This is a genomic window from Metabacillus sp. cB07 (assembly GCF_016839225.1).
GTDB lineage: Bacteria > Bacillota > Bacilli > Bacillales > Bacillaceae > Bacillus_P > Bacillus_P indicus.
The window spans coordinates 2,011,166-2,024,648 of the sequence record NZ_CP069296.1 but is presented as its reverse complement, the minus strand read 5'-3'; the positions used below and the strand labels follow the sequence as shown (position 1 = coordinate 2,024,648).

Sequence of the window (13,483 nt, the reverse complement as noted above, 5' to 3'; positions counted from 1 at the left end):
GAAAAAATTTTATATAGAGGTGGAATCACATGCCTAAAACTGACAATATGTTAGCCATTCTATGGATGCTTCGCTCAGGTAAAAAAGTGACTGCAAAAGAAATTTCAGAAAAGTTAGAGATGAATATAAGGACTGTGTATCGTTATATGGATACCATTTCAATAAGTGGCGTACCTGTCATTTCAGAACCAGGACATAACGGTGGGTACACTTTATTAAACAACTTTATTGAGGCTCCTCTTTTTTTTGATTCTGAGGAACAAACATCACTCTTTCACGCTAGTGTTTTTGCAGACGAAGCCGGATATTATGGTGGTGAGGCACTACATAGGGCCATTTCAAAACTAAGGAAATACTCAAATCAAGAGCAGGAAACAAAGATAAACCAGCATGTAACTAGTCTAGAAGTAATAAATCGATTAAGTCCACACTCTATGGAACCTTTTTTGAAGGAGCTGCAGCAGGCCGTAGCTGACGGGTACTCAGTAACTTTTCTTTATTGTAAAAGTGGCGAAAAGCAATTAAATGATCGATTGATCGATCCGTACAAAATGATTTATTGGAATACTAAATGGTATGTGATTGGATTCTGTCATCTTAGAAATGATCTACGCAGTTTTAGAGTAGATCGAATGGAAAGTCTAATGCTGTCCGAAAATAAATTTAACCGGCCAGAAAATTTTTCAGCACGGGACGTTTTCACAAAAGGCCTTCTTCCAACGATAGAAGGTAAGGAAGAAATCATTTCCTTGGTTATTAGCGGAAAAAAAAGTGTATTGGCTGATATTTGCCAGCATTGGTTTTTAGAGCATTATTTACAAGAACGGACTTCCAATCAAGCCGTCTTTCTTCTTGAAAAAGATGTGCTCCATACATATGTACCTTATTTACTTTTACCGTACAATAAATCAATTCAAGTTATAGAGCCAAGGAGTCTTAAGGAAAGACTGATTGAAGTTCTGACGGAATTAATCGAATTTCATCAAGTTTAATAACTTCCCTGACGCTACCTGTCAGGGAAGTTATTTTATACTGGCACTATCAACTGTGATTGGAGTGTTATTCGATGCAAACAAAAAGAGCTTTTCTCTATGTATTTAATACCATGTCGGACTGGGAATATGGCTATTTAATCGCTGAATTAAACTCAGGAAGATATTTCAAAAAAGATGCAGCACCTTTAAAAGTAATGACAGTAGGGGCTAATAAAGAAGTGATTACTACAATGGGAGGACTGAGCATAAAACCAGATATCTCCCTTGATGAATGTACACTCGAGGGTAACGACCTTTTAATCTTGCCTGGAGGAACTACTTGGAGTGAAGATATACATCAGCCAATCTTGGAAAGAGTTGGAGTAGCTTTAAAGCTTGGCACGATTGTTGCTGCAATTTGCGGTGCAGTTGAGGGCCTTGCGAACATGGGATACTTAGATGCCAGAAAGCATACAAGTAATAACTTGGAATATACTAAAATGATATGTCCTAACTATAAAGGAGAAAAGGTCTATGAGTTGGGATCTGCGGTATCTGATGAGAATTTAGTTACGGCATCAGGAATAGCTCCTCTGGAATTTGCAATGGAGGTACTGACAAAATTAGATGTATTAACACCAGATGCATTGCAGTCTTGGTATAACCTAAATAAGACTCATCAATCTGAATACTTTTTCCAGTTAATGAATTCGATAAATAAATGAAGGTACTGAAAAGCTCAATTTCTCTGTTTTGAATTGTAGAGAAGTTGGGCTTTTTAATTTGGAATTTCCTTGTCGGTGTAAAGCCGCATTTTCCTGACGCTATTTCTTTTCTTTATGAGCATTATTTCAAACAAGGGAGTCCAACAATGGCGTATCTGCTCCAATTGCTTAACTCAAGCTGATCGCGGTTCATTTGATTATTTTTTGACAGCATACAAATCACCTCTGTTTTGTTCGACTTCCATAATAAAAAAACTGTCGTTTACATAGAAAAATGCTAAAAATAGACACAAAGAACAAATGTTCGGTATAATAAGAATGAACCGAAAACCATTTGTACTGGAGGCTGTTATGTCGTGTCAGCATCTAAAAACAGGAAATGTTTGCTTGAAAGTGAAGAAGTGATCAGGCTTTACAAAGATGGCAAGAGCACCTCGGAAATCGCCGAACTGGCAGGTGTTACAGCAGGCAGCATACGCAATATTCTTTCAAAACATGACGTTGAAATGCGTCCGAGGGGGAGCTGGAAGAGGAAGTATGTCTTTAATGAGCATTACTTCAAGCAATGGAGTCCAACAATGGCATATTTGCTCGGTTTTTTTGCTGCTGACGGATGCATTCATGATAAGCTGCAGCAAATCAGTATTTCTCAAAAGGAGAGCTATATTTTAAATCTGATTAAAAAAGAACTGAATACCGATCAGCCTCTTGTACAAAATAAAAAAACTGGGGTGTTTATATTAAATCTGAACAGCAAAATAATGAAATCCGATCTGATTGATTTACACGGTTTTACTTCTAATAAGTCCGGATCTGTTAAATTCCCTTATGTACCAGAAGAGTACATAAGTCATTTTATTAGAGGGTATTTTGATGGAGATGGGTACGTGAATCATGAAAAGAAACAAATAAGCTTTGTTAGCGGATCAAAAGAGTTTATCTTTAGTTTAAATGATTTACTTGAAGAGAATGGTTTTGAACCCTTTTTGATTAATAAGGAAAATATCAGCAGACTTTTTCTAACTGGTGCAAGAACCATTCAATTGTTCGGAGAATGGATTTACAGGAATAAAACCATATATTTAACAAGGAAATTTAACGAGTTTAGATTAGATGAAATTCCTTTAGAACAATTAAATGATCGGCCTCTTAAAATGACAAAAACAGCAGTGAACGAACGTCTAAAATTGTTTAAAAAGCTTAACGAACAAAATAAATCAATAGAAGAAATCTGCAGCATCCTACATGTAAAACCGCAAACAATTAAGAACTGGAGAACAAAATACAATATATAAATTTAGAAAGAGGTGATTCTGACCTCTTTTTAATTAACAATTGTCCGGTTTACATAATATAAATTATAGACAGCTACATATAAAGTGTTATTTCCAGTCTCAAATAACAAGTAAACTTAAGTGAATGAGACAGAAAGAAAAAATAACGTCTTTGACTCATTGTATCTGCTGCACACATTTCTCTTTAAATTCATAAGATTTTTTCTGCAGATCACTACAATATTTCAATTAATGCAATTCACATATGTTTTAAGCATATTTTCAGCTGATGTTATTTTTTCGTTGGATTTAAGCTCTTGATTATGCACGTTATTTAATGAGCTAATTCCAAGTATCTCTTCTTTAATTCCAGCTCAGTTTACATAACGTTTTTATGATTGAATTGTTTCTTCTGGTGCTTTTTACAACTTGCTGAAGCCTTTAAACTAATGGTTTTCATCTCTCTTGGCTAGAGTCAATTTAAACTGATTATTTAGAACATTGTTTTATTAGTTTTTATAATCTGCACACCCTTCCAGCTGTTTTTTCTGCTAAAGCAAAAAACCGGCCTCTTTTCTTTAGAGAGCCGGCTAATCTTCTTACTTTCTTGGATCAACATAGTCAGGATAATCCGTAATGATTCCGTCTACACCCATCTCAAGCAGAAAATCGGCTGTTTCCTGTGTGCGAACGGTCCAGGACTGGATTTTCATGCCTTTTTCATGCACATTTGCTACTAAATCCTTCGAAACGATGCCGTAGTTTGGGTTAAAGTAGTCTGCATATGTACTGAATTCATTCAGAGCCGTATCAGTTGTATGAAGTATGGATGATGTCAGCACGCCGATTGGTACTTTAGGCAGCAAGGCATCCATCTTTTTCATCGAGTCAAAGTTAAACGACTGAACAATGATCTTTTCATTTTGGGGCTTGTCCATGTTGCGTTCTTGAAGCTCTTCAGCTACTTTTTCTTCAATTCCCGGATAAAGCTCAGGTGCTTTGAGCTCAATTAAGATGCCGGTTTTGCCTCTGTAGCGGTCAAGAATTTCATCAAACGTGGGGATTTTTTCTCCGGTAAATTCTTCGCCCTTCCAGCTGCCTGCATCAAGCCTGCTGAGCTCATCGTATGTAAGATCCTTCACTTTACCGCTTCCGTCTGTCGTCCGGTCTACTGTAGTGTCATGAATAATGACCAGTTCGCCGTCTTTAGACTGCTGCACGTCAATCTCAATATAGTCGGCTTTCATTTCTACCGCTTTGTCAAAAGCTGCAATCGTGTTTTCAGGAGCATAGCCAGACGCACCCCTGTGTGCAACATTTTCAACTTTTACTGCTGAAGCATCTGCTGCTGTCGGCTGCAGCAGCGGCCCTCCAAGCAACATGATAGCCATTCCCGCTCCGGCTGCCCATTTTTTCATCATTCCATCGTCTCCTTCTTCTTATGTCTCATATTCACAACTTTTACTTTACTGGATGATTATGTATGCCGTATAAACATGCTGTGTCAGATTCTTATCAAACAGATAAAGATTTCTGGGAAATTTATCATGGTTTTCTTTACATACAAGTATTGGAAATCCCCTGGCCGCAATGAACGTGATACACTCATGTCAGAGAGGAGTGAACACAATGATGAAGTATGTGCTTTTGCTCTTATCCCTCCCTATTCTGTTAAGCCTTGACCCGCTTGTTTATGATTCAGACTATCATGCAAGCTATCAATCTCCGGAGGGTATTATGTTTGTAAGCTACAGCGAAAAATGGGATGAAGAAAATTTGAAAGAACTATATAAAGAATTGATTCAAAATAAACACGGAAAAGAAATTTCTCTCCTCCAGGAAGTGCGAATTCAAGGTGGTTCTTTAAACGGTTCAGCGGCAAAAGGAAGATTTAGCGCGTTAACAGACACGATTACTCTCTATCATGGCGACAAACAAACCGATGCCTCCTCCTACAGAGATACTCTCTCACATGAATACGGGCATCATTTTGCCTATCACTATATAAAAAGCCATCACTTTCCATTCTCTGAGTGGAGCAAACTCAGAGGTCTTGAAGATGCCCCTGTACGGTGGGATGCTTTTTGGAATTATTCAGATGGAGATCATATGTGGTATCCGCAGGAAATTATGGCTGATGACTATGTGCTGTTGTACGGTTCAGGAAGAAAAACGAGCAAAAGCGATGTTCTATCAAGTAATGAGCCCTTCTATCAAATGACACAGCATGAAAACAAGGAGCTTCCTAATGTGCTTGAGAACAAAAAGCTGATTGCTTATCTTGAAAAAGAAACAGGCATAAAGGCTGACCGTGACAGAATTCTTACAGGGCCTGAATTAAAAACGATTCAAAAAGATAAAATCACCTTTGCTGCTTCCGATCAATCACAGGTTGCCTTCAAAGCACAAATCACTTATTTCCAGGATGGAGTTAAACTGGCATCAGATGAGAAGCTGTTTATTGCCTCTAGTGGTGCTGAAACGTTTACTTTCCCGCTAAATGATGCTGCGTCAAGCTTTGAAGTTACTTTTGAAATACTTGATTTACAGACCTCTGTCGGTTTTGAAACGCCTCCAGAGAAGTTCCAAGAAGACAGCCTGCTGTCGAAAGGACAGTAGGACGCAAAAAATCCCTCTCATAACCGAGAGGGATTTTATCTTTTATACGAGTACTTCTTGTTCAATTTGCTTCAAACCGTAAAAATAACCTTTTCTCCTCATGAGTTCTTCATAAGGTCCCTTTTCAAGAATGCACCCCTGATCCATAACAATGATCTGGTCCATCTTCTCAAGGCCTGTCAGACGGTGACTGACGAGAATGAGTGTTTGATTCCGGGCATGCTCAAACAATGTGTTATGAATACTCTGCTCTGACAGTAGATCCATTGAAGCTGTTGGTTCATCAAGCAGCCACAGACCCGCTTTCTTCAGCAGGATTCTTGCGATGGCAAGCTTCTGTTTTTCACCGCCTGACAGGTTATCGCCTTTTTCAAGAACAAGATCATCAAGCCGCTTGTTCTCAAGGCCTGCCTCCTTCAATGCGTGAAGCAGATCTGCGTCCTCTGCTTCTTCTTTGACAGCGATCAGCAGATTTTCACGGATGGTTCCGTAAAAAAAGTGATTGTCCTGCAGAACAATATTGCATCCTTCCCAGAGGCTCTCACTGATGATGTCAGCAAGCGGCTTTTCATTCAAGGTAATTTCTCCAGATTCCGGTTCGTACATTTTCATTAACAGCATCAGCAGCGTCGATTTTCCGGAACCGGATGGTCCGACAACGGCCGTTTTTGAACCTTGCGGAAACGCGACAGTAACACCTTTTAGACCGGAACCCGCTGAGCCGTAAGAATAATGAACATTCTTTACGTGAATAGAGAACCCATCCTGTGTGATGTCAGCCTGCTTCTTTTCTTCCTGTAAGACCGGCTCTTCTGGGAATGAGTACAATCTTTTAGAAGCGCGCCTGCTCTCCTCGTAATAAACTGGAAAGGCAGCCATCGGAACAGCAAACTCAAATACATTGAGTGAAATCATCACAAGCATAGCAAGATACAGACCGTTCAGCTCTCCCGCTGCTGCCTGGTAAGCCCCGAGTGCTAAAATTCCGCAGTTTATAATGACCGTAATCGCAGTGTTAATTGATTGTGTCTGATTCACCCTGTTATCTAATATCGCCTGTTTATCTGCAAGCAAATCAGAAAGCCTGCGGAGCTTTTCCTCTTTTTCTGCCGTCTGGCCATAGATGTTCAAATCTCTGTAACCATAGTAAAATTCAGCCGCTTCTGATGAGAACAGGCTTCTCATGTCCCGGACAGAGTCATCCCATTTTTTTTGACGATAAGCAAAGTATGCCGGGATCACCATTCCTGTCAGCACCATACCCGCTAAAAGCATCAAGGCAATCGGGACGGAGTAAAACGATACAAAAGCAATCGTGCTTAAAAAGACAAACAGAAAGACAACCGGCGGATAAAACACCCTCAGGAAAAAGTTCTGCAGGTTCTCTACATCTCCAACAATCCTTGAAAGCAAATCACCGCTCCGGTACGTATTGAAAATCCTCGGGACCATTGGTTCCAGTTTTTCGTAAAAGGAGGCGCGCACATCTTTCAAAATGGTAAAGGTTGCCCTGTGGGAGACAAGTCTCTCTGCATATCTGCTGAGTGCTCTCGCAATACCCGCAAGCTTCAGAAGCGCGAGCATAACTGTCAGTGTGTAAAGAGGCGGCAGCAGAGCGGCTTTTGATATTAAATAGCCGCTTGATGCAAATAAGGCAATACCCGTTATACCTGCAAGGAAGCCCAATAAGACGGTAAGCCATATATCCCTTTTTTCATTCCACATTAACCTTACGATATGAGAAATGTCTTTCACTTGGCCGCAGCCTCCTTTCTTTGCATATGAAACATGCTGCGGTAAGACTCGGAACGGTCCAGCAGTTCCAAATGAGTGCCCCGGGCAGCGAGTCTTCCGTTTTCCATATAATAAATAATGTCTGCATCTTTTATTGTGTACAGCCTGTGAGCCACGGTAACCACGGTCGCGCATTCCCCGATCTCTTTTATCGACTGCTGGAGAATCTTTTCTGTATGAAGGTCAAGGCCTGTAGTCGGTTCATCAAACAGGATAAATGCAGGTTTTTTCAGAAATGCCCGTGCGAGAGCAAGTCTTTGCTTTTCGCCTCCTGACAGACCCCTTCCTCCTTCGCCGATGACCGTATCAAACCCGTGATTGAGAGCTTCAATCATGGAAGCAAGACCCGCTTTGCGGGCGGCATCCTCAATTTCCTGACGGCACGCACTTTTCCTCTGACCAATGGCTATGTTTTCTGCGATTGTCCCGGAGAAGATATGCGGATGCTGAGAGATGTAAGCCATGCTACCAAACCAGCTCATTTCATCATAAGCTCCGCGCTCTTTGCCATTAATGATTATCCGTCCTTCATCAGGCTGAATCAGTCCGCCGATAATATGAAGCAGGGTCGTCTTGCCTGAACCGTTACTCCCGACAATCGCTGCTTTTTCACAGGGTTTAAGGTGAACATCAATGTCCTTCAAGGCAAATGAACTGTTCTTATATGAGTAAGAAGCCTTTTGCAGATGAAGCTCAGGCGGACCATCACCAAGCTTCTGATTTCCCCATTCTAAAGCAACATCCCGCTCATCAAGCTCCTCCGCAATCAGCTTCGCAGCACCCATGCTTCCTCTTCCTGCATGAAAAGCACTTCCATAATCTTTTAGAAGCAGGTAGAAATCAGGAACAAGTATGAGAATAAAGAAGGCAGAAAAGAATGTCACAGTCTGAAAAACAACAATCTGCAGGCCAAGTTCAAAGGCAATCAGTCCAATGCTGAGCATTGAAATAAACTCCAAGGAGAGCGCTGAAAGAAATGCCACCTTCAAAACCTGCATCGTGGCGTCACGGATTTCAAGGCTGCTCTCTGCGATCTTTTCTTTCTGCTCTTTTGAACGTCCCAGCACCTTCAGCGTCACAAGCCCCTGAAGAACATCAAGAAAATGGCCGGAAAATTGCGAGAGCCTCTCCATCTGCTGGTCTGCCTTATCCTTGCTCTTCCTGCCTGCAAGTGCCATGGCAAGCGGAATAAAGGGGGCTGTTACAAGCAGAATGATGCCGGAATAAACATGCTGTGTAAACACGGCAGCGGCCATCATCAGCGGAATGATTCCCGTCTGGATCATCTGGGGAATATAGGTGCTGAAATAAGGCGAGATTTCATCTGCGGCATCCAGCAGAACGTTTACTTTTCTGCCGGTCTGTCCGCCCGAAGAGCTCAAAACAGATTCTTTGGACATCTTTTGGAGAAGCAATGACCGAACATCCTTCTTAACAGCTGCCGCTAATGAAACCCCGGTTTTGTTGCCGAAATACATAAATCCTGCTCTGCATAGAGACACGGCGAGCAAAATAAATAGATCAGGAACAACTTCCCGGAACGGCGCATCGTTTAAAAAGACGGCGTCTGTCACACTGACGAACAGCCACGCCTGTGCAATAATGGCTGCACCTGTTAATGCAGCATGCACCCGGAGTAGCCAGATATGTTTTTTATGGTTTGAAGCTAAATGTTTCAGCTGCATGACACGGACTCCTTTATGCGTCTTAAGCCTGTTATTAGCCTTTGCACATTTTATTTTTCATAGGGCTCTTTTGCGTAAGCACCCCAGACAAATAATCCTGTAACGGTCACTGCGACAATTAGAACCGGTGCCACCATGATCAAAAATGTCTGCATGGTATCCCTCCTATTTTTTGCCTTTCACATAATCGTTATCAAAAAGGAACAGCCTCATCAGCAAGTATAAAGACGGTACTAAAAGCATCAATCCTGCGATAAAAGCAAGGATAAGCGCCAGTGCCATCGTGTCGTTTGTAAAGCTTGTGTAGATCGTGACGTACGGATAAAGCACATACGGCAAATGGGATGCCCCGTACCCGTAAAATGCCGCCGCAAACTGCAGCATGACCAAGATGAACGAAACGCCCAAACGCTTCTTTTTCCAGATCAGATACACGGCACCAGCAAAAAATAAAAGGGATAATCCGAAGAGCCAGGACATATCCAGCATCCGCTGAAAATGATCCGGATTATGCTCTCTTAGGGACACAAATACAAGCAAGCTTGCAAGAATAGTCGGGCCGCTCCAGAACAGCGCATATTTGCGCAGAAGGCTGAAGGCACTGCTGTCTCCCGCTTTATGAGAATAAAACGTCAGAAAGCTTGCAGAGATATACAGCACGCTTACAATCGCCAGAAAGACTACGGCCCACGCATACGTGCTCGTAAAGAGCTCTGCATAATTCAGCTGCACCTCATCCCCGCTGACGTCAATAAAGCCGCCTTCAGACAGTGTAAGCACAACAGATAGTGATGCCGGAATCAGCAGGCCTGTCGCGCCATATAAAAACTGATACCAGAGATTTTCTCGGTTTCCGTAGTGATGAAACGCATAATACGAACCGCGCAGTGCAATCAGAATGATGGCAATGCTCCCTGGCACAAGTAAGGCTGTACCGTAGTAGAAGGCAAGCGACGGGAAAAATCCGACCAGTCCGATGTAGAAGAAAATCAGAAATACATTCGTCACTTCCCAGACCGGAGACAAATACCGGTTAATCACTTTTTTTACAATCGGCCCCCGTCCTGTCAGTGCAGAATAGTAATTAAAAAAGCCTGCACCAAAATCAATGGACGCGACAATAAGGTAACCGTACAAAAATGTCCAGAGCACGGTAATTCCAATCAGTTCATAATCCATCTTGTCCTCTCCTATTTCATTCCTAATTTTTCAAGCTCGCGTTCAGCAGGATTTGCTTTAAATGTGCGGCGAAGCACAGCTGCTGCCGAGACAGCAAGCACCGCGTACAGGGCGATGAACAAATACAGCATGATATCAACATAGCCTGACGTTGTCGCACCTTCCGCCGTTGTCATGTAGCCTCTTAGGATCCACGGCTGTCTGCCTTCTTCCGTAAAGAACCATCCCGCTTCGATCGCAAGCATGGCAAGAGGACCAGTGCTGACAATCAGCCATAAAAGGACCCGGTTCAGCTCATTTGACTTCTTCCGCCACTTCATGACCATGAACACGAAGGATACAAGCGCCAAAAACATGCCGATTCCGACCATCAGATCAAAGAAATAATGGACGACAAGCGGAGGCCATTCTTCTTCCGGAAACTCTTCAAGTCCCGTAACCTCTGCATCAGGCGTTCCGTGGGCAAGAATGCTCAAAGCATACGGAATCTCAAGTGCATATTTGACCTCGTTGTTTTCATCGAGTATTCCTCCGAGAATTAAAGAAGCTTCCTCCGCTGTTTCAAAATGCCATTCAGCAGCAGCCAGTTTTTCCGGCTGGTATTCTGCTAAATATTTTCCTGATAAGTCACCAATGACGGCCGTACTTATTGCACAGACAAAAGCTACAGTCATGGAGAGACTTAGTGCTTTTTTGTAATACACATGCTCTCTGCCCCTGAGAATCATAAATGCGGCAATCGCTGCCAGCACGCAGGCAGATGTTAAATAAGCCGAAGACAGCACATGCGCCATTTTTGTCGGCGTTGCAGGGTTAAACATCGCAAGCAAAGGATTAACGCCTTTCAGAACTCCGTTTTCCATCGTAAATCCTAGCGGAGCGTTCATAAAGGCATTTACTGTTGTGATAAAGAAACCGGAAAGCGTCGCTCCGAGAGCCACCGGGATCAGCAGCAGCAAATGGTAGATTTTCTTTTTGAAGCGGTCCCATGTATAAAGGTAGATGCCAAGAAAAATAGCTTCAAAGAAAAACGCGAAGGTTTCCAAAAACAGCGGCAGACTGATTGTCTGACCGGCAACCTGCATAAAATTCGGCCACAGCAGACTTAGCTGAAGGGCTATTGCCGTTCCTGTTACAACCCCTACAGCAACTGTGATGATGTAGCCCCTCGCCCATCTTCTTGCAAGCAGATGATAATGGCCATCGTTCCTTCTGATGCCGATCCACTCTGCAAGAGCAATGAGCAGCGGCACACCGACTCCAAGTGTGGAAAAAATCGTGTGAAATGCAAGTGTCAATCCTGTCAAAATTCTGCTGTATAATACCGGATCATACTCAAACAATCTTCCTTCCCCCTTACATCACGCAATGTATAGCAGTTTACCCATTCTTTTCCTCTAATCAGGATAATCAAAACAAATGTTTGTGAATGTTTTCACATACAAGATTGGAATGAACTGCTTCTATTGATTAGTTTAGCCCAAATTCATCCGCAGGACGATAGAAATCATGAAATTGATAAAGTTTGTTCACATTTTCACAAACTCTTCGCCATTTACACAGCAGGACATTTGACAAAGCCCCTTATTCCTTCTAAATAAAAATTGGCTTGCTCTTAGTCTGCAGGCCTACTCTTTTCAAAAGAAAAAGCACACCGTTCAAAAACTGAAAGGTGTGCTTTTTCTTATGTTTCTTATTCAGGGGTTAAACCTCATCGTCTTCCCAGCATTCTGTATGTTTTAGCCCTTTAATGGAGCTTGCTTTAAATACAGGATTTTTGCCTTCTTTTCGCTGACGGCTGTAATCTTTCAGGACAGCGAAAGCAATTTTTGAAAGGATGGCAATGGCGATCAGGTTCGTAACTGCCATAAGACCCATAAACAGGTCAGCCATATCCCAGATTAGCTGGAAGCCTGATACAGAACCGAAAATAACCATACCGACTACAGCTAAACGGTAGATAAAAAGCACCGTCTTGCTTCCGTTAAGAAACTCAATATTTGTTTCCCCGTAGTAGTAATTTCCGATAACCGAACTGAATGCGAACAGCAGAATTGCTACAGCAAGGAACGTACCTGCCCAGTCTCCTATATGTGACTGAAGGGCTGCCTGCGTGATCTGTATTCCATCAAGCGAAGAATCCGGAGTCGTGTCAAACAGCAGGATCAGGAACGCTGTCGTGCTGCAAATGATAATCGTGTCGAAGAAGACACCGAGAGTCTGAATGAAGCCTTGTTTAACAGGATGCGAAACGTTTGCCGTAGCGGCAGCATTCGGTGCACTACCCATACCCGCTTCATTCGAGAACAGTCCTCTCTTAATGCCATTCTCAACAGCAGCTCCAATACCGCCGCCGACTGCCTGCTCAAATCCGAATGCGTTGGCAAAAATAACACCAATAACTGCCGGCACCTCAGTAATGTTCATAATCACAACAACAAGCGCAACGCCTATGTAAATAAGGGCCATGACAGGTACTATAATTTGAGTAGCAGCGGCTATCCGCTTAAGTCCTCCAAAAATAATGATGGCCGTGAAGACCGCAAGGATGATAGCCATGACGGTTTTATCAATTTGAAAGGCACTGTCAAATGCAAGAGCGATTGTATTGGCCTGAACAGCATTGAAAATCAGACCAAAGCATAATGTAATTAAAACGGCAAAAAAGATGCCCATCCATCTGGCGTTCAGCGCTTTTTCCATATAGTAAGCGGGTCCGCCGCGGAACTGATCTCCGTCTTTTACTTTATATACCTGAGCGAGAGTGCTTTCTACAAAGCTTGAAGCCATTCCGACCAGCGCAATCAGCCACATCCAGAAAACCGCTCCCGGTCCTCCGACGGCAATGGCAATAGCTACTCCAGCTAAGTTACCGGTGCCAACCCTTGACGCTGCACTGATAAAGAATGCCTGCAGAGATGAAATGCCTCTTTTTCCTTCTTTGGATACCATTGCAGGTTCCTTTAAAAGCCTGAACATTTCACCAAAGTAGCGGAACTGGACAAATCCTGATCGGACTGTGAAATACAAACCAAGTCCTACAAGCATATAGATCAGCAAGTATGACCACAAAATTGTATTCCCGCCGGAAATTATTCCATTTAAAAAATCCATATAAAACCTCCGAAGTAAAGAATTTTCTGAATTAATGTCAGGTTTTCTAACATTCCAAAGATAAAGTATATCAGAAATTGTCGATTTGCACAGTAAAAACGAAAAAAGTTTCCACTGTT

General features: G+C 42.4%; 11 protein-coding genes. 4 read left to right on the top strand and 7 right to left on the bottom strand.

The window, feature by feature from the left end:
* The first annotated feature begins 29 nt into the window (after positions 1–29).
* The 3 genes from JOJ89_RS10155 (at position 30) to JOJ89_RS10145 (ending at position 2,994) form a co-directional block, all read left to right on the top strand.
* Entirely contained in the window at positions 30–992 is a 963-nt protein-coding gene (locus tag JOJ89_RS10155; RefSeq protein ID WP_203290202.1) for a helix-turn-helix transcriptional regulator, read from the top strand.
* Between the two features lie 74 nt (positions 993–1,066).
* On the top strand, positions 1,067–1,699 hold the full coding sequence (locus JOJ89_RS10150) for a type 1 glutamine amidotransferase family protein (protein ID WP_029565686.1): 633 nt from the start codon (positions 1,067–1,069) through the stop codon (positions 1,697–1,699).
* 356 nt (positions 1,700–2,055) lie between these two features.
* Complete coding sequence (locus JOJ89_RS10145; RefSeq protein WP_203290201.1) at positions 2,056–2,994, top strand: LAGLIDADG family homing endonuclease; 939 nt, start codon at positions 2,056–2,058, stop codon at positions 2,992–2,994.
* A gap of 578 nt (positions 2,995–3,572) precedes the next feature.
* Here the strand turns inward: JOJ89_RS10145 and JOJ89_RS10140 are convergent.
* Entirely contained in the window at positions 3,573–4,394 is an 822-nt protein-coding gene (locus JOJ89_RS10140) for a glycerophosphodiester phosphodiesterase (RefSeq protein WP_029565684.1), read from the bottom strand.
* Positions 4,395–4,602: 208 nt separating this feature from the next.
* Here JOJ89_RS10140 and JOJ89_RS10135 point away from each other — a divergent pair, with 208 nt between their 5' ends.
* Positions 4,603–5,592, top strand: a complete 990-nt coding sequence (locus JOJ89_RS10135) for a hypothetical protein (RefSeq protein ID WP_203290200.1) — start codon at positions 4,603–4,605, stop codon at positions 5,590–5,592.
* Positions 5,593–5,634: 42 nt separating this feature from the next.
* On the opposite strand, the gene cydC is transcribed toward JOJ89_RS10135, so the two are convergent.
* The 6 genes from cydC to JOJ89_RS10110 form a co-directional block, all read right to left on the bottom strand.
* The gene (gene cydC / locus JOJ89_RS10130) at positions 5,635–7,347 is read right to left on the bottom strand and encodes a thiol reductant ABC exporter subunit CydC (protein ID WP_203290199.1); all 1,713 of its coding nucleotides are present in this window, start codon (positions 7,345–7,347) and stop codon (positions 5,635–5,637) included.
* Positions 7,344–9,071, bottom strand: coding sequence for a thiol reductant ABC exporter subunit CydD (cydD, locus tag JOJ89_RS10125; RefSeq protein WP_203290198.1), 1,728 nt, complete (start codon positions 9,069–9,071; stop codon positions 7,344–7,346). Before cydD ends, cydC begins: the two co-directional genes overlap by 4 nt.
* Positions 9,072–9,121: 50 nt before the next feature.
* Positions 9,122–9,226, bottom strand: a complete 105-nt coding sequence (gene cydS / locus JOJ89_RS21390) for a cytochrome bd oxidase small subunit CydS family protein (RefSeq protein WP_407656354.1) — start codon at positions 9,224–9,226, stop codon at positions 9,122–9,124.
* Positions 9,227–9,236: 10 nt separating this feature from the next.
* Positions 9,237–10,250, bottom strand: coding sequence for a cytochrome d ubiquinol oxidase subunit II (locus JOJ89_RS10120; RefSeq protein ID WP_203290197.1), 1,014 nt, complete (start codon positions 10,248–10,250; stop codon positions 9,237–9,239).
* 11 nt (positions 10,251–10,261) lie between these two features.
* Complete coding sequence (locus tag JOJ89_RS10115; protein WP_203290196.1) at positions 10,262–11,593, bottom strand: cytochrome ubiquinol oxidase subunit I; 1,332 nt, start codon at positions 11,591–11,593, stop codon at positions 10,262–10,264.
* A gap of 361 nt (positions 11,594–11,954) precedes the next feature.
* A complete protein-coding gene (locus JOJ89_RS10110) occupies positions 11,955–13,364 on the bottom strand; it encodes an alanine/glycine:cation symporter family protein (protein ID WP_029281077.1) in 1,410 nt (469 codons plus the stop codon).
* Between the last annotated feature and the right edge of the window lie 119 nt (positions 13,365–13,483).